Raw genomic sequence first — 25,514 nt, forward strand, 5'->3', positions numbered from 1 at the left:
CCTCTCGCGGACGAGCGGCTGCCTACCGCACACGCAGTACCTTCGCGGCGTCTGCCGCGCCTGCAGCAGCCGGGTGCGCCATCGGCAGCAGCGCAAAGTGCCTGCGTCCACAGGACGACCGGTGGTGGGCGAGCGGACATGATCAGGCGACGTCCAGTCGTAGAACGAGAAGGAGCCCCTCATGTCAGTCCGTCACCTGCTTGCCGCAGCAACAGCTGGCCTGCTCGGGGCGTTCGGGCTTGCCACACCGGCGGCCGCGCACGCCTCGGTCCAGTCGGCCGCCGCCGACGTTTACACCATGAGCGCCGGGCGACGCGGGGCCGTCGTGGCCGCGCTGCTGGCGCTGACCGGCGTGGTCATCGGCGGGCTGGCTCTGGCCCGCTCCACCGGCCGTATCGGCACCGGCCCCGGGCGACGCGGGGCCGTCCTGGCCCTGGTGGCGGGGCTGATCGGCATGACCCTCGGCGGGCTGGTTGCGGCCACCGCCTCCGGTGGTCTCGGCACCGGCAACGGGCTGGGCGGGGCCGTCGTGGCCATGGTGGTGGGGCTGATCGGCATGGCCCTCGGCGGGGTATCTCTGACCCGCTCCCGCCGCACCGGCTGATCGCAGCGAATACGAGGGCGCGTTCGGGTCTGCCTGACCCAGACGTCGTACTCACCGGCGAGCAACAGCACCGGATTCCAAGATCATCGCGTATGGAAATCCAGACCTGATGAAGCCCGGCCTGCTCGATGGGCCGTCGCAGACGCAGCAGTTGCGGATAGCAGTGACGCCCCAGCGCCGGGGATCCAGGTCGGTGAGATCGAGACCTTCGACGGATTCCAGGGAGGGCTGGAACCGCGCGGTTGGCGTCCGTATATAACGGGGCCATGATCTACCACGTTGTGACGCTCGGTGATTGGAACGCCCTTCCCGACCACGCATACGAACCCGCTTCCCTCGCGGAAGATGGTTTCGTCCATTGCGCCCCGGACGAGGCGACTACTTTGGCCATCGTCAACGCCTTCTATCGGACTGCGCCGAGGCCATTGTTGGTGCTGCTCCTCGACGAGGGCCGCCTCACCTCCAGAGTGGAATGGGAGGAGGCGGTTCCCGCCCCACCGCCCGGGGCTGCCGAGGTCACCTTGTTCCCGCATGTGTTCGGGCCCATCAACCGCGATGCCGTCGAGCGAATCCTGGAGATCCAGTGGGATGAGGACGGCCGCGCGACAGGGCTAAAGGACGCGAGCTGACCAATCGCCGCCGCTTGGCACCGTCAGTTCGACCAGGCAACCTGACACGCGGCGCCCAGCGCAACGCTGCCTGGGGGCGAGGACGACGGTGGCGGGCCAGTTCGCTGTCGTCGGGCAAGGGGCCAGTGGGCGTGCACAAAGGGCCAGCAGGGCAGGCCAGTTGAGGCGCGTCATCTCCTCGTGCACCGCGGCCCGTTGGCTGGCAGGGCGGCGATCCTGGTGGATGCGGAGGAGCTGCTGCCAGGAAGCCCGCCGGATGGGTGGCGAACGGCGCGTCACGGTGGCACACCGAGCACGGCGCACAGGTCCATCGGGGGAAGAATTCATGAGCGCCCCTATAAAGAAGACGGGGTGCATAACGGTGGAGTGGGCCAAGGAAGACTCTTCGTTTGTTACCAGCTGAAGAACTGAACCGGCCGCTTTAGTTGGTAACCGAATGGAGCATCTTCCGAGGGTTGGAACATCGCCGTACGGTGGATGAGTTCCGCGTTTTGTGAGCACCCATGACACCCATGACACCGATGTCCCCTTGTATCCCGTCATGTCGAATCGGCCGCTCCTTCCGTTCCTCGCCACCGCCTTTGTCGTCCTAGCCCTGGTGCTGGGGGTGGCTTGCGGGGAACGACGACACCACCAGGCCAACTGCCCCAACGAAACCGACCAGCCGAGCGTCAACGATCGACTGAACCTGCCACTCCCGCAAGAGAGCCGGTAACCAAATAGTGGCGCGGCGAGTAGACTCCTTTTCACAGATAAGGAAAGGGCCTACTTCCATGGTTCAGCGCACTGTAACAATCTATACCGATGACCTCACCGGGGCCGAAGGTGAAGACATCGCCACTCACGCTTTTAGCCTGGACGGAATCAAGTACGAGGTCGACCTGGGGCCGGATAACTACCAGAAGCTGTTGGACGCTCTGGGGCCGTTTATGGGAGCTGGCCGCAAAGTCGGGGGCAGCGCTCGTCGGACGGCCAAGCGCGGGCAGTCCGGCGGGCCGGACGCGGCCAAGATCCGCGAGTGGGCCAAGACCCAGGGCATTGAGGTCAGCAGCCGCGGCCGCATCCCGGCTGACCTGCTGGAGAGGTACCAAGCCGCCCACTGAAACAGTGCGGCGATGACAGCCCCCGGACACGCGAGTCGCGTACCGGGGGCTACGGCTTGCTCAGGCGCAAGCGGCAGCTGTTGTGGAGATCTGCATGACACGCAGGCGCGTTGCAGCTCACCTCAGACAGTTTCCGCCGGTTAGGGTTCCATGCCTGACGCAACTCTCGCCGAACCGGCGAATGGGACAGATGAATTCCGCTCTGTCTAACGAAGTTCAGCTACATGCCGGAAACCTGGGTTAGGTTGATCGGCAACCCAGAAGACTGCGGAAGGGCCGCTCAAGCGAGGCGACGGGCTGCGAGCCTTTCAATTCCTCCGGTCCCACATCGACGACCGCGCCGCACTCATATACATGCGTGACGTCCCTCGTAGAACTCGCCCGGCCTGGCGCGCAGCGCGGACGACCGTTTGCAGGGAACCGCCACAAGGCCGTCGAGCGAGAGAGCGAAGTGGCCTGACAGCTGGGGAGGTTCATCTGTACGCGAGGGGAGCCAAGTCCGTACGCCGACACCTCGACGCAATCGCCGTGGGGTCCGAGGGCCAGGCCGTGAAGGGACCCCGCCAACACTTGGAGCAGCCCGATGGCGATGTCGCCGCCCCACGCGCTGTGGGCGCATTGTTGCCTGATCGGGGTTCGAGTGGGGCGACGCCCGTGGCATGCGAAAGTTCCCGTGGCCGGATCTGACAGAAACTGGTCATTGCGGCCGCAGTGACAGGCGGGGAACCATGGCGGCATGCCCGCATCACGCAGAATCGTCATCGTCGCCTTTCCCGGCGTGGAACTCCTGGATGTCACCGGTCCGGCCGAGGTCTTCTCCGTCGCCTCGGGCATCGCCGGGGCAGACCGTCCCGGCTACCGGGTGGAGATCGCGGCGGCCCGGGCCGGCGAACTGCCGACTTCCAGCGGGGTCCGGCTGGTGGCTGACGTGGCCCTGGACGACGTGGGCGGGCAGGTGGACACCCTGCTCGTGTCGGGTGCGATCAACCTGGTCGACAATGGCGTCGAACCGGTGATCGACGCCACTGTCGTCGAGTGGCTGCGTACGGCGGCTCCCCAGGCCCGCAGGACCGCCTCGGTCTGCGCGGGTGCGCATGTGCTGGCCGCGGCAGGGCTCCTTGACGGACTGTCTGCCACCACCCACTGGCTCACCGCCGAGCGGCTCGCCGCCGATCACCCGCAGATCGCCGTCGACCCGGATCCGATTTTCATCCGGGCCGGGCAGGTGTGGACCTGCGCGGGTGTCACCTCCGGCATGGACATGGCGCTGGCCATGGTCGCCGAGGACCACGGCCAGGCCCTGGCGCTCGCCACCGCCCGCATGATGGTCATGTACGTGAAACGTCCCGGCGGGCAGAGCCAGTTCAGCGTGCCGCTGTCGATCTACGCACCCTCGGACGACCGGATCGATGAGCTACGCCTGTGGATCGCCGACCGTCTCGCCGACGAACTGTCGATCGAGACACTTGCCGAGCGGATGCACCTGAGCGTGCGCCACCTCGCCCGGCTGTTCCGGCAGCGCACCGGCAGCACGCCCGCCTCGTACATCGAAGCGGCCCGGGTCGAGGCCGCGCGCCGCATCCTGGAAGAGACCGACCGCAGTCTGCCCGAGGTGGCAACCGCGAGCGGCTTGGGCTCCGTGGAGACCCTGCACCGGGCCTTCCGGCGGCGGCTCGTCACCACTCCGGCCGAATACCGGCGCCGCTTCCGGTACCCGCCCGCCGCCGACGCCGCCGGCGCGTTCCCCGAAGGCCCTGTCCCCCTGCCCGAGCAGATCCCGGCACCATGACCCGCAGAGAGAGTCCCATGCCGCTGTCCTCGTTCCCCGACTCGCCGCTCGCCCGCGCCGCCGACCAGATGCTGTGCGCCGCGAGCCCCCCGACGCTGGTGGCCCACTGCCACCGCACCTACCGTTTCGGTTCGGCTTTCCTGGAGGGACAGCGGCGTGCGTTCGACGCCGAGGCGCTGTTCATCGCCTCCGCCCTGCACGACCTGGCACTCACCGAGGCGTATGACGATCCCCAGACCCCCTTCGAGGTGCACGGAGCCCGGCTGGCCGAGCAGGAGTTGCACTCCCGCGGAGCCCGGCCCGATCTGGCCGGGCTGGTCCGGGACGCGATCGCCCTGCACATGGAGATCACCACTGCCGACGACCCCCGGCCGGAGGTGGCTGCGGTCCACCTGGGCGCCGCGGCGGACGTCATGGGGTTGCGCCTGGACCAGCTGCCGCCCGGCCTCCTCGCCGATGTGCTCGAACTCCACCCCCGACAGGGGTTCGCCGCTTTCGTGACCGAGGCGGTACGCCGACAGGCGGCTGCCAAGCCGGACTCGCGGATCGCCCTGCTGATCCGGCACGCCGGTTTCCTGGACCTGATCGCTGCCGCACCGTTCGAGGACTGAACGCACCACAGGCGACTGACGGATCACTCCGTCGATCCTCGACACGACCGGGCCGTCCTGAGTGCCGGATCCGGGCGGCACGCCGGACTTCGGCGTGCCGCGACCCGCAGAAGCCACGCCCGAGCCGAGGCGGAGGCACTTTGGAGGAACCATGTCCCATACGAAGATCATTGCCATGCCAGTCCTGGGAAAGCACGCGATAAATACGTACCTGGTGCTGGGCCGACGCGCTGTCATCGTCGACGCGGGGACGCCGGGAAGCGGCCGCAGGATCTACGAGCAGGTTGCTCGGCACGGAGTGGATCCCCAGGACATCGCTCTGATCGTTCTGACGCACGGTCACATCGACCACTTCGGCTCCGCGACCGAACTGCACCGGCTCACCGGTGCGCCGGTCGCGGGCCATGTCGCCGACCTCGGCCCGTACAACACCGGCCGTTCCCGCCGGCCGTACCTGCCGACCGGGACGATGGGACGCCTGATGAACAGAAGCAAAGCCATGCACGTCACCGTGGAACGAGTCGAACCCGATGTGCTCGTCCGGGGAGAGATGAGTCTGTCCGACTACGGAGTCGAAGCTCGCATCATGCCCACTCCGGGGCACACCGCCGGCTCGGTCTCCGTCCTCACGGATGGAGGCGACCTCGTCGCCGGCGACCTGGTGGCCAACTCCTTCATGGGGCTCATCACCGGCAGGCCGGCCAACCCGCCCTTCCATGACGACCCGCTGCGCAACCTGGCCAGCCTGCGCGAGATGCTCGCGCTGAAGCCGACCAGACTGCACGTGGGTCACGGCACTGCACTCGATCCCGACCGGGTGCGCCAGTGGGCGGACAGAGAAGAACACCGACTGCGCAAACTGGCGGCGAAGGGCCGCCTGCCTCGGCGAACAGAGCCTGCGAGTTCCCACACGGAGCCCACGACCGGAGCACGATGAGGCCGCCCGGGCCCTCGCCGAACACGAGAAGACGCAGGCGTACCCCGAGACCATCGAGGCGGCCACGCCGACTTCGCGCTCCTCGGGCCGCTGCCGACGTCCCGCGGCCCCGCGCAACCCGCATCCTCACACCGGCCGACGAGCCGTAACGAGCCGCCCAGACTCCAAGATCATCCTGTGGCCGGCCGAGTACGGCTCGTACGCTTGGTAGGCGGTGGAATGAGCTGCCCCACTGCCCTACTGCCCCACTGCCACTCGGCCGTGGAGGTTCCGGGGGTCCTTGGCCGCGAATTCGACCGCGTGGCTATGCTTCCGTGAGTTTGCAGATCACCTGCGGAGAACAACGCATCACGGCCCGAGAGGTGTACCGCCCCGAGGGCGTCTTTGACTGGCGCACGAAACACACTCCTGGGCGTACAACCTTCCGCCTGCCTGAGATGTCTTGAGCGTCAGCGGGCGCGCTGACCACGCTGTCTGTGCTGTTGCACCGTTATTCAACGCAAGGAGAGAGCGTGTCAGGACGCGTACTTCGCAGGACCGCAGTCACGGCCACGGTGGTGGTGTCTGCAGCGTTGCTGACGCCCGCCGCGCACGCCGCGACATCCGCTGCGAGCACCCTGAGGCTGCAGGACGACTTCAACGGTGACGGCTACCGCGACGTGGTGACCACCGCGCCGACGGCCACAGTCAGTGGAAAGTCCGGGGCCGGCTACGTCGCAGTGCTCTACGGCTCCTCCACGGGACTGAACACCAGCCGCAAGAAAGTCATCAGCCAGGACACCACTGGTATCCCCGGCACCGCCGAGAGCGGTGACAACTACGGAAGCGCGGTCTCCAGCGCCGACCTGGACAACGATGGCTACGCCGACCTGATCGTCGGCGCATCGGGTGAGGACGTGGGCACCGTGCAGGGCGCCGGCGCGCTGGCCGTCATCTGGGGCAGCGCGAGCGGGCTGTCCTCCGGGAGCACCCTGCTCAACAACACCAACGCGAGCCAGTACCTGGGCGCGGGCGTCGCCGCCGGCGACTTCGACGGCGACGGCCACAAAGACGTCGTCACGGAGGCTACAACCGGCGGAGGGCTGCAGTTGCTGAGCGGCCCGTTCCACCGCGACGGATCAGCCGCAAGAAAATCGACGTTCCCAGACAACTTGCCGGAGGGCGGCCTGAGCCCGGGCCGGCTGGCGGCCGGGGACGTCGACGGCGACGGCATCACCGACGTGGTGGGCTCCGCACATGTCAACAGCGACTCCGGCAGTGGACCTCCGATCGCGGTGTACTGGCGTGGCACCACCTCCGGCTTCGCCGAACACGTCTTCCTGGGAGTCGAAGCCGACGAAGTGGCCCTCGGCGATCTGGACCATGACGGGTACGCCGACCTGGTCGCCGGACAATGGTCGACGGGATACGACCAGGACATGGATCCGATGAGCAAGGGCGGCATGATCACCGTCTTCTACGGCAGCGCCACCGGCCCCGACGTCGGCGGCCGGGTGAAGTACAACCAGGACAGTCCTGGCATCCCCGGGGCCGCCGAGGCCTTCGACAGCTTCGGCAGGGGCATCAGCGTCGGCGACATCAACGGCGACGGCTACGCCGACGCCACCATCGGGGTGCCCGGAGAGGACTTCAACGGCAAGACCGACGCCGGTGCCCTGGTAGCCCTGTTCGGTTCCGCGTCCGGCCTGACCACCAGCGGTGCCAAGGCCTACAACCAGGGAACGTCGGGCATCCCCGGCACCGCTGAATCGGCCGACACTTTCGGCACGGCTACGAAGCTCGTCGATGCCAACAAGGACGGCAAGGCCGACCTCCTGGTCGGCGCTCCGGGCGAGAACAGCCGCGAGGGCGGCGTATGGGTCCTGCGAGGCACCTCCACCGGCATCACCACCTCCGGCTCTTGGTCCTTCAGCCCCGGCACCCTCGGGACCACCAGGGCAAACGCCCGACTCGGCAGCGACTTCAACCACTTCTAGGTTCTGTCGCTCCGGTCAGCTGCGGGACCAGATGAGGATTGCAGCTCAGGCCGCCGCGAGAACGTCCGAGGCACGGTCATTCGGTTCGCTGGCCGGGGCCCCCTTTTAGGGGCCTCGGCCGCGTGCTGATGCGCATGCACGATCGTGGAGTCGACAGCGACGACCCGTCAAGGATCGTCCTCGGTTTCGGCCCTGGGAGAGCAGCGTAGTGAACACCTGCTCCCACGCGCCGTCGATGGCCCTCCAGTTGCCGTACTTCTCGGGCAGGTGGACCCACTGCGATCCGGTCGGGAACTTCCACGCGATCGCATCGATCACCTCACGGCGGTCGCCATCGACCACCCCGCCTGGGCGTCTGGTCCGGCAACAACGGCTCAGTCCGCGCCCACTGCATGTCAGTCAACGGCACACCCGGACCAACGATCAGATGATCCAAACGAAACAGCCTAGCGGGTCAACGAGAAGGTCACGGGCTCGACGGTTCCGGCCGCGCTGCAGGGCACGCTTTCCAGTCTTGAGGACTGTGTCTACCCGGGTGGGGCGACCATGGTGTCGGATTGATTCGCGCGTCGAAGAGCGTCGGCAACGAATCCGCTGGCTTTCAGCTCCTCGACGACGTCCCTGAGGAACTCGACGGTCTCGGGGCGTCGGGTCGTGGTCGTGCCCACCGCCTGCTGTATCTGCATGAACCGGCCCTCGATCAGTCGGACTTCGGAATGCGTCGCGACGAACTCGGTCATCGGCTGCCTGATGCCGGCCGCGACCTCCAGGCCCTGAGCGCGGAACTCGTCGACTCCTTCCTCTCCGCGCACGACGCTCGCGTGCTGAAGGGTGCGGGAGAGAAAGAGGTCGTAGGCGGACCCACGCTTCACGCCGATACGCACGCCTGCACGGTCGACGTCAGCGGCCGTGGTGAAGGCTGAGTCGCTGGGCACGACGTAAACCCCCTCGATCACGACATACGGTGCGGTGAAGGCAACCTCAGCCTCACGCGCGGGCTCGATGGCCAGGAAGCAGATGTCGGCCTGGCCCGCAGTCATCGCCTCGTACGACTTACGTGCCGCATCGAAGCAGACCAGTTCCACCGGCACTTTCAGCCTCGCACCGACCTCACGCGCAATGTCGACCGTAACGCCGGTCGGCGCCGTCGGCGTGCCCTGGGTCAGGACCGGGTTACCCAGATTGATTGAGGCTCGCAGCGCGCCATTCGGCGCCAGATCCCTGGTGATAGCAGCAGTCAAGATCGTCATGGACCGGAGTGTAAGGGCACCTTGCGACTGGATATCGGACTGCTCTTCCACCAACAGACCGCCACCCTGACGGCCAATTGCCACAAGTGAACACCGGACGGAACGAAGCTCCTCGACGTCCCCCCAACCATGCACGAGGTCGTCGGGCGTAGACCGTGAGTTTCCGACGGGATCCCGGCCGGGCGCCAGGAGCGACGGGTGTTGCTCACAGCCCCGTCAACCGGAGCCGTCTGCTGGGTGCGGCCGTGGCGTGTTGCCGATGCGGGCGGTGAGCAGGGCGATGTCGTCGTCGGCGGATGCCGGGACCAGGCGGGTGATCAGCAGGTCGCACAGGTGGTCGAGCGGTCGTTGGGGTTCGGTGAGCAGGCGAGTGAGGTCGCCGAGGCGTTCGTCGATGTCGCGGCCGCGAGCCTCGATCAGGCCGTCGGTGTAGAGCACGAGGACACTGCCGGGGGGCAGGGTGATGCCGGTGGTGGTGAAGTCGATGCCGCCGACGCCGAGAGGCGCGCCGGGCGGGGTCTTGATCAGGTGGACCGTGCCGTCCGGCTCTGCCACGGCAGGCGGTGGATGCCCGGCACGGGTGATGGTGCAGCGGCCGGTGGTGGGGTCGCAGACGACGTACAGGAAGGTGGCGAGCATCGGCTCGGCGAGGTCGGCGAGGGCGGCTTCCAGCTGGTGCAGCAGTTCGGTCGGGGACATGTCGAGGCGGGCCAGGGCCCTGACGCTGGCGGAGAGTCGTCCCATGACCGCGGCGGCGGCGATGCCATGGCCCATGACGTCGCCGATGAGGAGAGCTGCTTTGCCGCCGGGGAGGTGCAGTACGTCGTACCAGTCGCCACCGACTTCGTTGACATCGCTCGCGGGCAGGTAGCGGTGGGCGATGTCGATGCCGGGTGGCGGGGTGACGTGCTGCGGCAGCATGCTGCGCTGGAGGACGACCGCGGTCTCGTGTTCACGTAGGTAGAGGCGCGCGTTGTCGATGCTGACTGCGGCGCGGGCGGCGAGTTCGCCGGCGAGGGTGACGTCGTCGGATCCGTAGGGGCCGACAGGTCGGGTGCGGTAGAAGGTGGCGATGCCGAGTACCAGGTCCCGGGCGACGAGCGGGACCATCATGAACGAGTGCACGCCCGCCTTGAGGAGTTGGGCCGGTGCGGTGGAGTGGCGGGCCGCGGGGGAGATGGCCCGTTCGTCGAGGTGGGCGATCAGGAAGGGCTGGCGGGCGGCGAGAGCCTGGATGTAGGGGGCGGCGGCGGGGAAGGCGAGGGTTCTGCCGAGCGGGGCGAGAATGCCGGTGATGGTGGAGCCGGTGAGCGGGGCTTTGCCCAGGCGCCGCAGCGCCACGCCCCCGGCCAGCCCGGCCCCCGGCTCGTCGCCGCACGCAAGGGTGTCCAGGATGTCGACGCTGACGGCGTCGGCGAGCTCCGGAACGGCAAGGTCGGCCAGCTCCTGAGCGGTGCGCTCCAGCTCCAGGCTGGCGCCCATGCGGACGCTGGCCTCGCTGAGCAGGGCGAGCCTGCGGCGGCCCGCCTCCGCCTCGGTGTGGGCCCGCTGCTGCTCGGTGACGTCGAGCAGGGAGGCGATCACGCCGATCGGCCGGCCGCCGGGATCTTCCACCCGCACATACGAGCACGACCACACCCGGTCGTGCTCCGGATCGGCCGGCGTTCGCCCAGTGCGTCGCCGGTCAAGGACCGGCTCCCCGGTGTCCAGCACCTGCCGCATCGCCTCCTCCATCTCGGCAGCGTTCACCTCAGGCAGCAATTCGGCCAGACGACGGCCCACGTGTGCGGATTCCGGGAGGCCGTTCATCGCTTCGAGCGCCGGGTTGACCTGCAGGAACCGCAGCTGCGTGTCGAGGACGGCGATCCCGACCGGTGATCGGGAGAACAGCCCGTCCCACACGGCTGACGAGCCCCGGATGCGGCGTGCCGCATGGGCGTCGGCGGCGAAGACGAGCACCGCCGACGCTCCGTGCCGCCCACCGTGTACCGGACAGGCCCAGATCTCCAGCTCCAGCGGGTGGCCGTCGCGGTGCCAGGCGGTCACCGTGCCCATCACCCCGCGACCCGTGGCGGCGGTCTCCCAGAGAGACCGGCCGAGGCTTCTGTCGGCTCCAGGATGCAGAAGGTCGGCGATGTGCCGCCCCACCACCTCCGGCGGGGTGTGGCCGAGCAGTTCCTGCGCGGCATGGTTCCACCGCACGATCGTCCCGTCAGAGCTGGTGGCCACCTGCGCCACCGACAGAGCCCCCAGCCACCCTCCGGCATCCTGGGCGGCACCGCTGATCAGCTCCCCGATCGGCATCTGCTCATCCATCCGCAACCCGCCCCCTCTCGGTCCGACAGCGGGCGTTCCGGCGCGGGCACGCACCCTCGCCCGGTAGTGCGTACGCGGGAGGGGGCTTCGGCTGCGAACCGCTCCAGCAGAACCTGCCGGCCGGGCGCCTCCTGAGGAGCTGCCGCACCTTGCCGCTGGGCACGAACCGGAAGGGCGCCGCGCTCAGCCACTTCAGCTGCCCAGCAAGATCGATCTTCAGTCGCCCTTCCTCCACACACCCCATCCTGACTCTGTCGGTCCGGGATTGCCCCCCGACACCGACACGGACAGTTACGGGCGTAGCCGCCGCCGTGTTGGCGGCCCGTAAATGTGACCCTGCACGTGATTGCACTCATGCCTCAGCGGAACAACGCCCGCTGGTCGTCACGCTTCCCCTCGCCGCCAGAGGCTCCGACGACCTGGGACTGCGGCCACTGTTCCCAGAGGGATGGGGAAGTGCCCGCACCGCGCATGGCCGCGTCTGTCCAGCCCTTCCAGCTTCTTCATACGTATGAAGGCGTGCTCTGAAGACGTGCTCGGCTCGTGCGCATGCCCTGGCCGCCGTCGGCCAGAGGCGGGGAGTTGCGGCAAACACGGTCGACGCCCGCGGGCCTGCGGTGACAAGGCTGGGAAGGGAGAGCGGGGCAGGCGCCTGGCCCACCGCTGCCGCTTCGGTGCGTCGACAACTGGGCCGGATACATGCGGAATTGCCGCCCCTGCAGCGCGGAAGCCAATGCCTACCGATCGCCGGCCCGCCCCCGTCTCCGGTCCAGTCCGCGGAGCGCGGCCCGATCTCCGACGTCGGCCGCCAGCCGGGCCAGGCGTTCGGCATCCTGGTGGTCCCCCGCGCGCTCCCGCATCTCGGTCAAGCTACGCAGTGCGTCCGTATTTCCGGAGCCGACGGCCAGTCGGGCCAGGCGCTCGGCCCCGTGCCGGTCTCCGGTGCGCTCCCGCAGCTCGGCGAGTTCGCGGAGGGCATGGCGATCTCCCGCGTCGGCGGCCAGTCGGGCCAGGCGCTCGGCCCCGTGCCGGTCTCCGGTGCGCTCCCGCAGCTCGGCGAGTTCGCGGAGGGCATGGCGATCTCCCGCGTCGGCGGCGAGCCGGGCCAGGCGCTCGGCATCCTGCCGGTCTCCGGCCCGCTCCCGCATCCACGCCAACGCGGCGCAGCAGCGCGGGTCTCCGCCGTCGGCGGCCAGTCGGGCCAGGCGCTCGGCCCCGTGCCGGTCACCGGCCCGCTCCCGTATCTCGGCCAGCATGGCGTAGGCGCCGGAGCTGCCGGCACGGGCGGCCAGCCCGGCCAGTCGCTCGGCGTCGTGGCACAGGCCCCTCGCCTCGGCTTCCCGACTCAGCCGGGCAAGATGGCCCGCCTCCTTGGCGTGGTCGGCTGCGGCAGTCCAGAACGACTGTGGGGGAGTGGCATGTTCCCGGATGGCGCGGCCGTGGGCGTCGAGGTAGTCGGCCAGGCGCGAGACACCTCGCTGCGCACCCATACCCCCTGGCCGAGCGACGGGTTCCAGGGCCGCGGCAACGCGCTGTACCCGGGCTCGGGCGTCGGCAATGGCGGACACGAACCAGCGGGGGCCTGCCGCCGTGCGCTGCTCGTCCGTGAGGTACCCGGGGGCCGCGTCGCGCAGGAAGCCGTCGGGCAGGGGTGCGTCCCAACCCAGCCGGTAGGCGTCCATGGCGGCAGTGATCAGAGCACGCGTGTAGCAGGCAGGGGGTTCGTGGGCGGATTCGTAGCGGTCCACGAGCTGAAGGCCGGCGGCGAGGGTCTGGGTGATCTTCCCGTCCCGGGACGAGCGTCTGGCGGCCGTCAACGCGGGATCCCCGTCGAGGCTGTCCAGCGCCCGCAGGTCCTGCGCACCGAAGACGGGCGGGACGCGCACGATGGCGGTGGCACCGGTCAGGAGTGCACGGGCATGGCGGTGCGGGTCCGCGCCGGCGACGGCGCCTTCACACGGGGGCGCGGTCAAGTCGGTGAAGGCGGCGTCCCACAAGGTGGCCACGACGATCACAGGGCCTGGCTGGGCGAGACGGGAGAGCAGGCCGGCGGCTAGGGCTTCGCCCTCGCTCCCGGACAGAAGCTGGTGAGCGTCGTCGAGCCACAAGACAGTGCGCGGGACGAGCGCGCGGACGCCCATCACCTCCAGCGCACTTGACGCGGTACGAGGGAAGATGAGGTCCCACCCGTCCAGACCACCAACGTGCCGGACGGCTTCGTACGCGGCACGGGTCTTGCCCGTGCACGAGCTCCCACGCACCACCACCAGCACCGCCTCCGCGCCCTCGGCCGCCGTACGCAGCACCTCTCGCAACTTCTGGTCGTGGGCGCGCTCGACGTACGCGGGCAGCACGAACCCGGGAGCGTGCAAAGCCCATGCCTGAGATGGACGGATGGACACGCAACCGAGCTGCCGTCCAGCGGTCCAAGCGCTGGGGCGGGTCGGTCAGGGCACCGGAGCGGGCCCGGGCCTCGGCGCCGGCCAGGTCGGCGGCTGCCTGCCGGCCACGCCGCGCCTGTTCGGCCTCCCGTACCCTCGCCCGGTTGACTGCGGCATGCCGCTCCCGCCACCGTCGGGGATCGAGCAGCACCCCATGGTTGCCGACGCCGCCACGGGCGGCTGCCTGCCCGATCAGGGCTATCACGTCGGCCAAGACGCCCACGTCAGCCGGGAACGCCTTGCCGCTCAGCCAGTTGTCGATGGTGTTGTGCGAGCGCTGCGCGCGGGTCGCCACGTCGCGCAAGGAGGGACGCACCCCCACCGGTAACTCTCGCCGCAGGTCTTCCACACGCCTGAGATCCTCGAAGAATTCTTCCTCGAGCGCGGCCGCGCTGCTGTCCTCGGTCATGGCGCTACGGCCCGCCCTCTCCAGCCGTCCAACGCGTCCACCGCGAGCGCATCGGGAGACTGCCAGCCTAGGGCTGCCACCTGCGGTCCGGAACACCGCCCGTCCAACCTGCGGTGGGGAGGTCGATGGACATACCGATGGACCGGCGCCCTGCGAGAGTCCCGTACCACCGCACCTCCATCGGAGTCAGCGATGACCACTTCCCGCCTGCTGCTCGGCCTGCTGACGACACATGCGGTCGCCGTGCTGTTCAGCTGCACGGTGACCGCCGCAACGGTCCTTGTGATTACGCGTCAGGCCCTGCGGGGCACCCGGCCCCAGCACCGCGCCGCCATTCTCAGCTCGGTTGCCGAGATCGCCCGATCACTGCGCAGACGGCAGTAGGTGAGGAGTGTCGCTTCGGAGGAATCAGGCGTCGGGAACGGTGAGATGCAGTTGACTGAGGCAGCGGAGTCGATTGCTGATCCGGGTTGCCTTGCCAGCCAGGTCGTCGTCGAACTCGACGCATCCGCAGCTCCGCGATCGTCTCGTCTTCGAGCTCGACCGCCGGAGGGTATGCGGCATGACGCGGGCCGCGTCCGCGATGACGAACCTCTCCGTGCCGGACCGGCCTGCGCCAAGCATGGCTGGCGGCCATGGGCGGTCGAGCTCATGCCGCAGGAGTGGCTTCTACTGATTGGCCGCCCGGTGCGCCGCGGCGACTCGGCCACTGATTGGGATGGGCGCGACAAGATCGCTTGGTAAGGACTCGCCGGCGAGGTCGTCTACCGGGACAAGTACAGGAACGACTTCGGAGGTGGAGCCGTGCCCGAACTGCGGGCTGGTACGGCCGCGGGGAAAGCCGAGCATTTACTTCCCCGCCCTGGAGCGGGCAGTGCTGTCCGCATGGGCTGAGGTGACCACAGCCAGTCACGAACCAGGCTTGGCAAGCACATTGGGAATCATTGGGAATCAGTAGCCGGAAAAGCGTTTGACGCCCGTCGGCGTCCGGCGATCGGATGGCGGCCTGTGAGCACAGGACAGATGCATCCCGGCCTGCACCCCATCGACGACGGCCTCGTACGGCGGCTGATCGCCGGGCAGTTCCCCCAGTGGGCAGGGCTGGCGGTGGAGCGGTTTCCGTCCGGCGGCACGGTCAACGCCATGTATCGGCTGGGCGCCGGCATGGTCGTACGGCTGCCGCTGGTGAAAGGCGGAGCCAAGGACGTATTGATGGAGCGAGATTGGCTGCCTCGCCTCGCGTCCCGGCTGCCCACGGCCATCCCCGAGGTGCTCGGGGCCGGGGAGCCCGCCGAGGGGTATCCGTGGCCGTGGTCGGTGTACCGGTGGCTGCCGGGGGAGAACCCCGAGGCGGGGGCGCTGAGCGAGCCCGTGCTGCTGGCCAAGGATCTGGCCGAGTTCGTGACGACGATACGGAACATCACTCTGCCGGGGGCGCCGGAGGCCCACCGTGGCGGGCCGCTCGCCTCGCTCGACGCGTCGACCCGGGCGGCGATCGAGGAACTGCGCGAGATCCCGCAGGAGAGCGTCGACTGCGACGCCGCGGCCGCCGTATGGGAGGACGCGCTGCGGGCCCCGGCCTGGGACGGGCCGCCGGTGTGGCTGCATGCCGATCTGATGCCGGGCAATCTGCTGGTGGACGGTGGCAGGCTGACCTCGGTGATCGACTTCGGGTGCATGGGGGTGGGTGATCCGGCCTGCGATCTGTTCCCGGCGTGGAATCTGCTGCCGACCGATGCAAGGGAGGTCTTGCGCGAGGCGCTCGGCGTGGACGACGCGACCTGGAACCGCGGCCGGGGGCGGACGCTCTCGCAGGCGCTGATTGCGCTGCCGTACTACCGGAGGACGAACCCGGCGATGGCGCACAACGCCCGGCACGTGATCCGGGCGGTGCTGGGAGAGGACTGAGGGCGTATCACAGCTTCAGCGGCTCCCGTCACATCTGAGTCCCACCGCCACATAAGTCGGTGTCGGCCCGCGCTCGTTGGTGGGCGCGGTCCCGTCATGCCCGCCCGAGGCGGAACATGGAGGGGGATGGCCTTGTCTTGTCCGCCCCACAGTCCGTACGACGCATCGAGGCCGTACTCGACCTCGCCGAAGGGCGACGCGATCTCAGCGTGCAGCACAGTGCCCGTGCGGTGGAACGATCGAGGTCTACGGCGGGGTCGGCGCCGCCCCACGCACCCATTGCTAGAACTGCTGCGCTCTGTGGACCGAACACCGGCGTCATCGCCGCATCACGGCCGCCTCGCTCGTCGGTCAACTCGCAGCTATTCCGGGGCGGTGTTCTCTTCGGGCTCGTTACGCGACAGCGTAAAAAAGCTCACGACAGGCATCCCCCACAAAACGGCAAAGGGCAACGCAGCGAGGCTTCCCTGCAAGGGCCCCCCGAGGTCCCAGACCGCCCAGACCATTAAGGCGCTCCAGACGAACAGCACCAGGAAGGTCGCCCCAGACACGACAATCATTAGCCAAGAAAAGCAGCCAGACAGCATGCATCCCCCCTGGTAGTACCTGGCTTCAGGATCGGGGGCAGCCTGCACCTGCTCTACCTTGCTGACTCAGTCAGCGGCGAAAATCCGGCGGTTGCATCACGTGCGCTCCAGCAAGCTCCGTAGGCGCATGAGAGCGTCGATGGCATCCGGCGTGAAACGCAGCTGCGTTGTGGCGAATGGGGAGCGATTGGGGCCCGCCCGGCCATGAGCGGCTCCTTCTCGTGTCAGCGGGACTGCTGACAGTGACGCGCTCACCGACCGCCGGGGGGGCAGGGGTGTGTGGCCGGGCGCGGACTCCAGGGTGAGGTGTTCGTCGATGCGGTGGATGCCGTCCCACAACGTGGAGATCGGCCCCCGTGATGATGCTCGGTGCTGCGCCGCGGGAAGGGGCAGTCAGTAGCGTCTGACGCAGGTGATTGGGCCGTATCGTGCCCCTGTACGGGTCTCAGGCGGCGCCGGCATGTGGGCGCGTGGACGGCGTGTGGAGGTCGGGACGCCTGTTTGCCCGCCCGCTGCGAGCGCGGCACGCGCCGCCCTGCATCCGGGGTGGCACAGCCTACCGGCTTTCGCCCTAGCGGGTGTGGCCGGCGCCAGACGGATGCCGAGCGCGTAAACCGTAGTGGGGCCGAAAACCTGTTGGCCGAGGCTGTTTGTCATGCCAAGCTGATCAACATCAAAGGGGTGTAGCTCAGAGGCCAGAGCGCCGGTCTCCAAAACCGGATGCCGCAGGTTCGATTCCTGTCACCCCTGCCACCTGCCGCCACTATTGCGGCATCATCAGGTCCGCCGAGCGAGCCTTCGCTCCACCCCCAACCTCTGGGGTTGATCATCGATGGCGTGACCGACCCGTGGGGTGTCAAGGTCACCCTGGTCGAGGTCAAGGACGTCGAGCTGCACGAGACCATGCGCCGGGCCATGGCCCGGCAGGCCGAGTCCGAGCGAGACCAGCACGCCAAGGTCATCCACGCCAAGGGCGAATTCGAGGCCGCCGAGACGTTGGCAAGCTGCGGTGCGGCTGGAGGGTCACCCGGCTGCTCTTCACCTGAGGATCCTTTCCACCATTCCACCATTCCACCATTCCACCATTCCGCGATTCCGAGATGGCGGAGCTCTCCAGCGACCGGAAGTCCACTCGCATCTTCCCGCTGCCCATGGAGATTCTCCGCCTCGTCGACATGCTCCGAACATAGGAAAGCCACGCTCCCGGCCACCGGCCCCGGAGAGCGAGACTGGCAGTGGGCGGACATCCCGCTGGTCCGGTCCCGGGGAGGCCCCCAGGGCGTACCGGTTCGGGTGGAGGGCCGCCTGCTTCGGTCCTCGGGAGACGGTTATGAACAGCTCGGTACGGATCGGACGAGTCCAGGGGGTGCCGCTGCGCATTCATTGGACCGTGCCCCTGCTCGTCGTGCTCTTCGGGTACAGCCTGGGGAGCCAGACGCTCCCAGCCTGGATTCCGGAACAGTCGAACGCCACATACACCGCCGGCGGCCTGGCTGGTGCCCTGCTGCTTCTCGGGAGCCTGCTCGCCCATGAGGCCGCCCACGCGATCACGGCCCGGAGGAAGGGCATCCCGGTTCAGAACATCACGCTCTGGGCGCTGGGCGGGATGACGCAGATGGGCAAGCCGCACGCGCCCGGTGCGGCCTTCCTCGTAGCCATCAGCGGGCCGCTCACCAGCCTGGTCGTAGGCGCAGCGGCGCTCGGGGCAGGCCTCGGGCTGGACGCCGTGTTCGGCTGGGCGGCGCCCGCGGCTGTCCTGGTGTGGCTGGGGTGGGTGAACTTTGTGCTGGGAGCGTTCAATCTCCTGCCTGCCGCGCCGCTCGACGGAGGGCGGGTGGTGCAGGCGGTGATGTGGTGGCGCACTGGAGACCGGGACCGGGCCGAACGAGCAGCCGCACGCAGTGGGCAGGTTTTCGGCTTCCTGCTGATCGCCTTCGGATGGCTTTCGGTGCTGCGCGGTGCACTGGGCGGTCTGTGGCTGATGGTCGTCGGCTTCTTCATCATGATCGTCGCCAACGCGGAGCGGCAGCACGCCGGGCTGGCCGCAGCCCTGCGCGGGATACGAGCAGTCGATGCCATGTCGAGGCCCGTGGAAACCTGCCCCGACTGGGTGAGCGTGGAACGTTGCGTCGACGAGGTTGCGGTGCGGGCCCGCCACTCGACCCTGCCCCTGATCGACTTCGAAGGACGCCCCAGCGGCATGGTCCACCTGCCGCAGCTCGCGAAGACGCCGCTGCCGCAGCGGGAGACGCTGCGCGTGCGTGACGTGGCGATCCCGCTGTCGCAGTGCAGCACGTGCGCGCCGGACGACCTCCTGGAAGACGTACTGGAAAAGGTCCACCCCGGCAGCGGCATGCGGATCCTCGTCATCGATGGCCAGCGCCTGGTGGGCATCATCACCGCGCGTGACCTCTCGCGGCTCGTTCAGCGCAACACACTCCGCGGCACGGACAGCCAGTGAGCACGTGCGTGCTGGTTGGCGACCGCTGTGCTGGTTGGCGGGCCACCGACAAGGCGATGTTAGGCGCCGATGCCACTGAGGACCCGCGGGATCGCGCTTCAGGTAGTGCATCTCGATCGCAAGATCTGCGACTGAGCCGGCGAACGCGCTCAACTCATGTTGTAGGGGAAGATGCCCCAGCGCAGCTGCTCGCGGCGGGCGGCGTCCACCCAGAGGGGCAAGTTGCCGAGCAGGCTGTCGAGGTAGGCGGGGCTGATGACGCCGCGCAGTTCCTCCTCGAGCTTGTGGGTCTTCTCGGTGAGGCGCACATAGTGGTTGACCAATTGGCCGCTGGGTTGTCGAAGTTGATGCGGTACAGGCCGAGCCCGGTGAGTGTCCGGTGGTAGAAGTCCGGCGTGGCCAGCGATCCACGCCCAAGCGGGACACGGCGGGGTGCAGTACCTCGTCAGGGGTTTTCTCGGCGGCCATCAAGTCGGTGAAGACCAGGGCCGCTTCCGGCTTGAGGACGCGTACGGCTGGCTGTAGTTCACATTTCGTGACGAACACGATGGCGGCTGGTTGGAGTGCAGCGACCACGCAGGGTCAGCTGCATGGCTGACGGGTTCGACGTGGCTGAGGCGCTGGCTCTCGGGTAACCGCCGTCGGCGATTGCCACGGGTTTCCGGACGGCAGCTTCACTCTGTCCTCGAAGGGCAAGCGCCATGGGCGGCCTCTTCGTACCGTGTCCGCCCCTTCGCGACGCAGCGTCGACACCAACTTGCCGAAGCAGCACGGTTCCAGGCCGGTGAACGGGCCTGTCCAGGACGGCTCAGATGCCGTGATCACACCAGCCACACGTTTGATGGTTCCAAGCCTGCGAATCGTGCACCGCCGAGAGTCCGGTTAGGTTCCAACGGTGAATCATGTTTTGTCCCGGTCGAGTTGGTCCCACCACCAGGCGATATGCGGCAGGGGATGCCGCTCGCCGGCTGCTGGTTGACGTGCCCAGCGCAGCGGCGCGGATGGGCCGGGGCCGTTGTAGCGGGGGACTCTGGCGCTCCATTCGAGGTTGCCGCGGATGGTGTGACCGAGGTCGGTGAGGTAGTGACGCAGCGCGGGCGGGGCGGTCGTGAGGAGCTGTTCGCGTAGCTGGAGGAAGAGGGCCATGAGGTGGTCGCGGAGCGCTACGGCTGCGTGGAGTGCCTGGGAGGGTGTGCAGTGGTCTTGGTGAGCGATCACTGTCACGAGGTTCTGGCCTGTCTGTGCGTGCTGGGCTTCCTTGCGGTAGGACATGAGGTCGTTGTCGATGCCCCCGATCGTCCAGGTCAGTTCGGTCAGGGCCCGGACCGGCGGTGTGTCGAGGGGGTCGCCGACGTTGATGCCGTTGACTATTTCGATCATCGCTGTGCAGGGGCCTGCTCCGCAGGCGTGCATCCGCATGGACAGGTAGTCGCTGACCGATGGCACGTGCTTGCGGTAGTCGTTGCTGATCTGCCAGCTGACGCCCAGGAGCCAAGCTCGCTGTGCTTCGGTCCAGCGTCTGAACTGCGTAGGCGTGGCGATCTGCTGGACGCTGTGGGCGATGGCGTACAGGGCGGCGGCGTAGCGGTCGGGTTCGGCACAGGTGCCGGTCTCCAGCAGGCGCAGGAGTCGGCTGGCCAGGTCCACGAACCGGGCGGTGTCATAGTTGGCCGGGCCTGCGTCGCATCGGGCATCGTCGAACGCGAAGCCCCAATAGCACCAGTTCACGGCTGTCTGGAGGCGATCGGTGGGCGCGGTGGGGGTGAGCCTGCCGAAGAACTCGGCCGCATTCGAGCCCAGGACCGTGGCGCGCTCGTAGGGGGTGCGGTAGAGGCTGTGCTCGGCGAGCCAGTTGTCGGCTGTCTGCTCGAGCAGGTTTACGTCGGGGTGGATGGCAGTCTCTATGGGGCAGTAGAACGCCGGTTGTTCGGGCAGGGCAGGGGCGTCCCGCATGGGGATCCTTCCGGTTTGCAGCGCGATGGGATGTGTGAGCGTGCTGGTGCCTCCTCGGTGGAGCAGGGCAGGGAGACGGGATCTTGTCATCGGCTCACGATGGCGGTCGTGTGGCCACCGCTGACTGCTGTACCCGATGAGGCGGCGCAGCGTAGATCATCCGGATAAGGACAATGCCCCACGTGCAGCTGACGGCAGCCAGGAGAATCCAGGGCCAGCTGTGGAAATAGCCGCCCAGCGTGAATGTGCTGGCGAAGTACAGCACCACCATGGCCGTGTAGGCGGTCCAGGCCAGTGGGGAGAGGGTGCTGCAGGCGTGGCGTCGCCAGAGTGTCGCTGTGATCAGCGGAAGAGGAAGGGCGATGGTCAGAGCCATGGAAATGAAGTGGAGATCGTCGTGGAGGGCGTGCATGACGACAAGCCAGTTGGCGGTGATGAACGCGGCGCCCGCCAGGATCGAGGCGGCGTAGACACGCTGGGAAAGCCATGGGGCAAGTTCGCCGCGGCCGTAGGCGATGATCTGGGCGAGAAGAACGGCGTCCAGGACAGTGGCCGGTATGAACGCGCAGCGCAGGAACATGATGAACCAGTGGCTCCCAGGGCCCGGCCACTCCATGATGCCCAGCGCGGCGGTCCCATCGTGGGCGAGCCAGAAATAGACCGCGCCAATGGGCACGCTGTACTGCCGTTCCCGGGCGGCTTTGCGGATGACGAGCCAGAACCAGGCGAACATGAACGCCGTCAAACCGCCGAAGAGGATGGCAAAGGCAACCGCGTTGGCGTCTAGGCTCTGCAGGACTGAGCTCCGGTCGTACATACATCCTCCTTTTCGCGCCGCTGTCGGCATGAGTCCTGAAGGGGTCAGCTCCCGTGGCCGTGACGGGATCGGCGCTGAATGCGTAGAAGAAGTCGGTCCGGTCGCAGGGGGCCGCGGGTTTGCGGCGTGACTCGTACTCCGGGAAGGGGGTGGAGCGTCCACTGCCCGGCGATTGCGGCGAGGGCCAGGGTGGCTTCGGTGAGACCGAAGACGTCGCCTGGGCATTTGCGGGCGCCGCCACCGAACGGTACGTAGGCGCCGCGCTGCGGGGCGGGGCCGCAGTCGGGCAGCCACCGTTCGGGGTCAAAGATTTCGGGGTCGGGAAAGATATCGGCTCGGCGCTGGATCAGATAGGGGCTGTAGACGATTGCGGTACCCGAGGGGATCACAGTGCCCGCGACTTCGGCCTGTTGGGTGGCCACCCGGGTGGACAACCATGCCGGCGGGTACAGGCGCAATGCTTCGGCCAGGATGCGCCCCGTCAGCCGGAGTTTGGGCAGGTCGTCGAACCCCGCTGTCCTGCCGTCGGTCACTGTGCCGACCTCGGCCTGAAGCCGCTCCTCGATCTCGGGGTGCTGTCCGATCAGATGCAGCGTCCAGATCAGGACTGATGCGGTGGTCTCCATTCCGGCGAGGAACAAAGTGACGACCTCGTCGCGGATCTCTGAGTCGCTCAAGGAGCCGCCGGACTCGTCACGGGCGGTCAGCAGCATGGAAAGCACATCACCATGGTCGTTGCCGCTGCGCCGGTAGGCGGCGACCATCTGATGGACGATGGCGTTGAGGCGAGTGAGCGCGGCGTCGAAGCGGCGGTTGGCCGGGGTGGGGAGTTTCTCCAGTAGGGGCAGCGGTGCCGTCATGCGCTTGAAGAGCCCGTCGAGCAGGACGGACAGGCAATGGCGGACTTCGGCGATGGTCGCGGGTCCCAGGTCGGCCGCGAACATGGTGCAGGCCGCTACCCTGGCGGTGATCTCATCCATTTCGGCGGCGGCATCGATCACCTGCCCGTCGCGCCAGGTTTCCAGCACCGCGGCGATCTGGCGGTTCATCAGGTGCGAGTAGTCCCGTAGCCGGTGAGGGTGGAAGGCCGGCTGCACCAGTTGGCGCCGCCGACGATGAGGCGCATGCGCGCAGGTCCCGATGGAGTCGCCCATGATCTGCTGGAGCTTGTCCATGAAGGGGCCGCCCTTGTCGAAGGTGCGTCCATCGGACAGGATGTGGTGCACCAGCTCGGGATGGCAGACCACGTAGGCGCGTCGGGGCCCGAACCCGATCTCGACCAGGTCGCCGTAGGCGGGCAGGGAAGCCAAGAACTCCAGGGGCCGCGTCCGCAGCTGCCAGGCGTGGCCTATCCCCGGCAGGGCGCCTGGGGCGACCCCTGTCCTCAGCGCGGGACGGTCGGCGTGCACGACTCACCTCCCGCTGCGTCCGGGTTTGCTGACGTTGCGTCACATGGATTCGTCATTCGAGTCCCTTTCCACGGCTCAGTTGCTGGGGCAGCTGGTCGGGAGATACGAGTTGGCGCCCGCGAGGTCGCCGTTGGCCGTGACGGGATCCAGCCGGTCGGCGGCGGTCATGCCGTGCGCTCCGTGGTGGTGCGGGCCAGCGCCCTCAGTGCGGTCCGGGCGGCGGGCTGAAACGGGGAGCGGTCCAATGCCCCGAGTGCTTGTCTGCGACGGCTGCGGATCATGGCTTCGACTTCTTCGCGGGCTCCTGTGGCGGTGAGGACGCCTCGCACGGCTGCGGCACCGTTCTCGTCGAGTGTGGGGTCGCCGACAAGGCGGCGGAGGACAGCGGCTTCGAAGGCGTCGGCGTTGCGCAGGGCGATGGCGAGCAGCGCGGTGTGCTTCCCGGCACGCAAGTCCTCCAGAGCGGACTTGCCGGTGAGGGCCGGATCGCCGAAGACTCCGAGGAGGTCGTCGCGTAACTGGTACGCCTCTCCGATCGGGAGGGCGTACGCGGTGCAGGCCGCGAGGGTGTCAGGGGAGGCCCCGGCGAGGGCAGCGCCGATCTGGAGCGGCCGCTCGACGGTGTACTTGGCGGTTTTGAAACGGGCGATTTGCAACGCGGACTCGACATCGCCGCCCGCCCGGCCGGCATGGCACAGGTCGAGGTACTGGCCGAGCATGACCTCTGTGCGCATGGCATCGAGGAGTGGCAGGACGGCGGCGCGCTGGACTGCGGTGAGGGCGCTGGTCTGAAGCAGATGGTCCGACCACACCAGGGCGAGGTCGCCCAGCAGGATCGCGCTGTGCCTGCCGAGCAGTTCGGCCGTGTGCGCGTCCCTGTGCCCCTCGAAGCCGGCGGCAAGCGCGCGGTGGACGCTGGGTCGACTACGCCGGGTCTCCGAGGCATCCATCATGTCGTCGTGGATGAGAGCGAAGGTGTGGAAGAGCTCCAGTGCCACCGCCACTTGGAACACCGGGGCGAACGCGCCGGATCCCGCTGCCGCGTACCAGCCACAACAGCACAGCAGGGGACGCACTCGCTTGCCTCCGGCGGCGACGAAGTCCTGCAGCACCTCGATCAACGGCGACAGGCGAGGGTTGTCCGCCGTGCGGTTCTTGCTGTGGAGGAACTCGCGCAGTGCCACGCCCACCGCCTGCCGGAGCGACGCCAGGTCGATGTCGTCCGCACTCCCCGGTGGGGGGAACTGCAGGGGAAGCGCTGCCATCCGGTCACCTTCCGGGCCCCGAGACTGACGATGTTCATCACCGGATCGCGCCCGGGCGAGGGGCAGCGCGCTGGATGACAAGCAAAGAAGTTGAGTTCACGGACGTCCGCAGGGACCGACCCGACGATGCTCGGGGCACGTCCATCAAGCTCCGACCCAACTCAACGAACTCTTCCCCGACATGAACAGCAAGAATCTGAACTGCCGCCGCGCGGTGGGGTCGCAAGGAGCAATATTCGTCCCCGCGCGCGCCCCGGCTCTCGCAGTGTGCGGGTGGCGCACTGCAGTGCCAGTCCCCCCATGGACTGTCACGGGGGACGTTTGGTTGAGGGAGTGAGCGTCCGGGCTTGGAGGTAGGACGACCAGTCGCGCTTGACGCAGGTGCTCCGGTGCACCGCGGTGGCGATGCTGACGCGGAGGATCTGGCTGAGCACCGGGGCAGGTAGGTCGCTGGCGAGGGCGAGGGCGAGGGCGAGGGTGAAGGCGGCGGTGTTGCGGGAAGGACGTACGTCGATGCTGTTGTCGGCCGTGGCCCCTCCGCATCACTTTGGACTCAGCTCCACCTCCCTCTTGGCGGCCTTAGGATCCCGGGGTTCGCCCGTGGGCGGGGTCGCCTGGGGGACGGGCAGTTCGGCAAGGGGCGTGGTGGGCGGCCCTGCCGCAGGCGTTCCTCCATCGGTCCGGGGGGCCGCGGATGCTTCTCGCGCAACTCGGCGACGGAGTTGAGGGGTTCATGAACGCCAGGAACTCGGCGTCTTCGGCTCCGGCGCGGGAAGGTGCGGCCGAGGCTGCCTCGGCCGGGCGCCGGACGCGGCCTTCGAATCGTTGCCGCCCGCTCGTTGGGCGCCGCAGGCGGCAAGGGGCCAGAGCGCACAGCGCGGTCAAGGCGGCGCTGCGCAGAGCGCGGTGGAGCCGCCGGTGGAGCGTAATGCAGGGGTGTTCGCTACGCGGTCGCTTCATGGTCGCAGTGGGAGGCCCGGGCATGCGTGCCGCTACTCAGGACCGGGAACCCTTCGTACTCACCCGAGAACCGAAGGAGCCGGGCACTG

The 25,514-nt window shown here is 68.3% G+C and carries 19 protein-coding genes, 1 tRNA gene and 2 pseudogenes; 11 read left to right on the forward strand and 11 right to left on the reverse strand.

What is annotated here, in order from left to right:
• Positions 1 to 181: 181 nt before the first annotated feature.
• From PXH83_RS31045 to PXH83_RS31075, 7 genes are all read left to right on the forward strand, one after another.
• Positions 182 to 604 carry a DUF6223 family protein gene (locus tag PXH83_RS31045; protein ID WP_274564855.1) on the forward strand — a complete coding sequence of 141 codons (423 nt, stop codon included), beginning with the start codon at positions 182 to 184 and terminating at the stop codon, positions 602 to 604.
• A gap of 266 nt (positions 605 to 870) precedes the next feature.
• A complete protein-coding gene (locus PXH83_RS31050) occupies positions 871 to 1,233 on the forward strand; it encodes a DUF952 domain-containing protein (RefSeq protein ID WP_274564856.1) in 363 nt (120 codons plus the stop codon).
• 773 nt (positions 1,234 to 2,006) lie between these two features.
• A complete protein-coding gene (locus tag PXH83_RS31055) occupies positions 2,007 to 2,336 on the forward strand; it encodes a histone-like nucleoid-structuring protein Lsr2 (RefSeq protein WP_274564857.1) in 330 nt (109 codons plus the stop codon).
• Positions 2,337 to 3,072: 736 nt separating this feature from the next.
• On the forward strand, positions 3,073 to 4,125 hold the full coding sequence (locus PXH83_RS31060; RefSeq protein WP_274564859.1) for a GlxA family transcriptional regulator: 1,053 nt from the start codon (positions 3,073 to 3,075) through the stop codon (positions 4,123 to 4,125).
• Positions 4,122 to 4,736 carry an HD domain-containing protein gene (locus tag PXH83_RS31065; protein ID WP_274564861.1) on the forward strand — a complete coding sequence of 205 codons (615 nt, stop codon included), beginning with the start codon at positions 4,122 to 4,124 and terminating at the stop codon, positions 4,734 to 4,736. The genes PXH83_RS31060 and PXH83_RS31065 overlap by 4 nt, the downstream gene beginning before the upstream one ends.
• Positions 4,737 to 4,911: 175 nt before the next feature.
• On the forward strand, positions 4,912 to 5,673 hold the full coding sequence (locus PXH83_RS31070; protein WP_274564863.1) for an MBL fold metallo-hydrolase: 762 nt from the start codon (positions 4,912 to 4,914) through the stop codon (positions 5,671 to 5,673).
• A 512-nt stretch (positions 5,674 to 6,185) separates the two neighbouring features.
• Positions 6,186 to 7,649: an FG-GAP and VCBS repeat-containing protein gene (locus PXH83_RS31075; RefSeq protein ID WP_274564866.1), complete on the forward strand. Its 1,464-nt coding sequence runs from the start codon at positions 6,186 to 6,188 to the stop codon at positions 7,647 to 7,649.
• 105 nt (positions 7,650 to 7,754) lie between these two features.
• Here PXH83_RS31075 and PXH83_RS32660 read toward each other — a convergent pair whose 3' ends face one another.
• The 4 genes from PXH83_RS32660 to PXH83_RS31090 all read right to left on the reverse strand — a co-directional run bounded on the left by PXH83_RS32660 (position 7,755) and on the right by PXH83_RS31090 (position 13,587).
• Positions 7,755 to 7,991, reverse strand: a complete 237-nt coding sequence (locus tag PXH83_RS32660; RefSeq protein ID WP_420803273.1) for a transposase — start codon at positions 7,989 to 7,991, stop codon at positions 7,755 to 7,757.
• A 185-nt stretch (positions 7,992 to 8,176) separates the two neighbouring features.
• A complete protein-coding gene (locus PXH83_RS31080) occupies positions 8,177 to 8,899 on the reverse strand; it encodes a transporter substrate-binding domain-containing protein (RefSeq protein ID WP_274564867.1) in 723 nt (240 codons plus the stop codon).
• A gap of 216 nt (positions 8,900 to 9,115) precedes the next feature.
• Positions 9,116 to 11,215 (reverse strand): SpoIIE family protein phosphatase, encoded by a 2,100-nt coding sequence (locus PXH83_RS31085; protein ID WP_274564868.1) that lies wholly within the window; start codon positions 11,213 to 11,215, stop codon positions 9,116 to 9,118.
• Between the two features lie 737 nt (positions 11,216 to 11,952).
• Positions 11,953 to 13,587 (reverse strand): hypothetical protein, encoded by a 1,635-nt coding sequence (locus tag PXH83_RS31090; RefSeq protein ID WP_274564869.1) that lies wholly within the window; start codon positions 13,585 to 13,587, stop codon positions 11,953 to 11,955.
• A 670-nt stretch (positions 13,588 to 14,257) separates the two neighbouring features.
• Here PXH83_RS31090 and PXH83_RS31095 point away from each other — a divergent pair.
• On the forward strand, positions 14,258 to 14,449 hold the full coding sequence (locus PXH83_RS31095; protein WP_274564870.1) for a hypothetical protein: 192 nt from the start codon (positions 14,258 to 14,260) through the stop codon (positions 14,447 to 14,449).
• A gap of 45 nt (positions 14,450 to 14,494) precedes the next feature.
• Here the strand turns inward: PXH83_RS31095 and PXH83_RS32665 are convergent.
• Positions 14,495 to 14,653, reverse strand: a pseudogene (locus PXH83_RS32665) (IS110 family transposase); the annotation flags it as partial.
• 435 nt (positions 14,654 to 15,088) lie between these two features.
• Here PXH83_RS32665 and PXH83_RS31100 point away from each other — a divergent pair.
• From PXH83_RS31100 to PXH83_RS31110, 3 genes are all read left to right on the forward strand, one after another.
• A complete protein-coding gene (locus tag PXH83_RS31100; protein WP_420803291.1) occupies positions 15,089 to 15,973 on the forward strand; it encodes an aminoglycoside phosphotransferase family protein in 885 nt (294 codons plus the stop codon).
• A 1,264-nt stretch (positions 15,974 to 17,237) separates the two neighbouring features.
• Positions 17,238 to 17,313: transfer RNA gene (locus tag PXH83_RS31105), tRNA-Trp, on the forward strand.
• 577 nt (positions 17,314 to 17,890) lie between these two features.
• Positions 17,891 to 19,021: a site-2 protease family protein gene (locus PXH83_RS31110; protein WP_274564878.1), complete on the forward strand. Its 1,131-nt coding sequence runs from the start codon at positions 17,891 to 17,893 to the stop codon at positions 19,019 to 19,021.
• Positions 19,022 to 19,170: 149 nt separating this feature from the next.
• On the opposite strand, the gene PXH83_RS31115 is transcribed toward PXH83_RS31110, so the two are convergent.
• From PXH83_RS31115 to PXH83_RS31140, 6 genes and pseudogenes are all read right to left on the reverse strand, one after another.
• Positions 19,171 to 19,344, reverse strand: a complete 174-nt coding sequence (locus PXH83_RS31115; protein ID WP_274564879.1) for a hypothetical protein — start codon at positions 19,342 to 19,344, stop codon at positions 19,171 to 19,173.
• 346 nt (positions 19,345 to 19,690) lie between these two features.
• Positions 19,691 to 19,855 (reverse strand): annotated as a pseudogene (locus PXH83_RS31120) (IS5/IS1182 family transposase); the annotation flags it as partial.
• Between the two features lie 66 nt (positions 19,856 to 19,921).
• On the reverse strand, positions 19,922 to 20,974 hold the full coding sequence (locus PXH83_RS31125; RefSeq protein WP_274564880.1) for a terpene synthase family protein: 1,053 nt from the start codon (positions 20,972 to 20,974) through the stop codon (positions 19,922 to 19,924).
• A gap of 94 nt (positions 20,975 to 21,068) precedes the next feature.
• Positions 21,069 to 21,791 (reverse strand): hypothetical protein, encoded by a 723-nt coding sequence (locus PXH83_RS31130; RefSeq protein WP_274564882.1) that lies wholly within the window; start codon positions 21,789 to 21,791, stop codon positions 21,069 to 21,071.
• Between the two features lie 44 nt (positions 21,792 to 21,835).
• A complete protein-coding gene (locus PXH83_RS31135; RefSeq protein WP_274564884.1) occupies positions 21,836 to 23,200 on the reverse strand; it encodes a cytochrome P450 in 1,365 nt (454 codons plus the stop codon).
• A 164-nt stretch (positions 23,201 to 23,364) separates the two neighbouring features.
• Entirely contained in the window at positions 23,365 to 24,465 is a 1,101-nt protein-coding gene (locus tag PXH83_RS31140; protein ID WP_274564885.1) for a polyprenyl synthetase family protein, read from the reverse strand.
• Between the last annotated feature and the right edge of the window lie 1,049 nt (positions 24,466 to 25,514).

The sequence above is a fragment of the Streptomyces spiramyceticus genome, assembly GCF_028807635.1.
Lineage (GTDB): Bacteria > Actinomycetota > Actinomycetes > Streptomycetales > Streptomycetaceae > Streptomyces > Streptomyces spiramyceticus.

What these genes read in the sequence shown, in the direction of transcription:
- PXH83_RS31125 (WP_274564880.1), bottom strand. Translation starts at nt 20,974, where the DNA reads ATGCGGGACGCCCCTGCCCTGCCCGAACAACCGGCGTTCTACTGCCCC.
- PXH83_RS31050 (WP_274564856.1), top strand. Translation starts at nt 871, where the DNA reads ATGATCTACCACGTTGTGACGCTCGGTGATTGGAACGCCCTTCCCGAC.
- PXH83_RS31045 (WP_274564855.1), top strand. Translation starts at nt 182, where the DNA reads ATGTCAGTCCGTCACCTGCTTGCCGCAGCAACAGCTGGCCTGCTCGGG.
- PXH83_RS31070 (WP_274564863.1), top strand. Translation starts at nt 4,912, where the DNA reads ATGCCAGTCCTGGGAAAGCACGCGATAAATACGTACCTGGTGCTGGGC.
- PXH83_RS31130 (WP_274564882.1), bottom strand. Translation starts at nt 21,791, where the DNA reads ATGTACGACCGGAGCTCAGTCCTGCAGAGCCTAGACGCCAACGCGGTT.
- PXH83_RS31060 (WP_274564859.1), top strand. Translation starts at nt 3,073, where the DNA reads ATGCCCGCATCACGCAGAATCGTCATCGTCGCCTTTCCCGGCGTGGAA.
- PXH83_RS31095 (WP_274564870.1), top strand. Translation starts at nt 14,258, where the DNA reads ATGACCACTTCCCGCCTGCTGCTCGGCCTGCTGACGACACATGCGGTC.
- PXH83_RS31085 (WP_274564868.1), bottom strand. Translation starts at nt 11,215, where the DNA reads ATGGATGAGCAGATGCCGATCGGGGAGCTGATCAGCGGTGCCGCCCAG.
- PXH83_RS31080 (WP_274564867.1), bottom strand. Translation starts at nt 8,899, where the DNA reads ATGACGATCTTGACTGCTGCTATCACCAGGGATCTGGCGCCGAATGGC.
- PXH83_RS31140 (WP_274564885.1), bottom strand. Translation starts at nt 24,465, where the DNA reads ATGGCAGCGCTTCCCCTGCAGTTCCCCCCACCGGGGAGTGCGGACGAC.
- PXH83_RS31100 (WP_420803291.1), top strand. Translation starts at nt 15,089, where the DNA reads ATGCATCCCGGCCTGCACCCCATCGACGACGGCCTCGTACGGCGGCTG.
- PXH83_RS31110 (WP_274564878.1), top strand. Translation starts at nt 17,891, where the DNA reads ATGAACAGCTCGGTACGGATCGGACGAGTCCAGGGGGTGCCGCTGCGC.
- PXH83_RS31055 (WP_274564857.1), top strand. Translation starts at nt 2,007, where the DNA reads ATGGTTCAGCGCACTGTAACAATCTATACCGATGACCTCACCGGGGCC.
- PXH83_RS31065 (WP_274564861.1), top strand. Translation starts at nt 4,122, where the DNA reads ATGACCCGCAGAGAGAGTCCCATGCCGCTGTCCTCGTTCCCCGACTCG.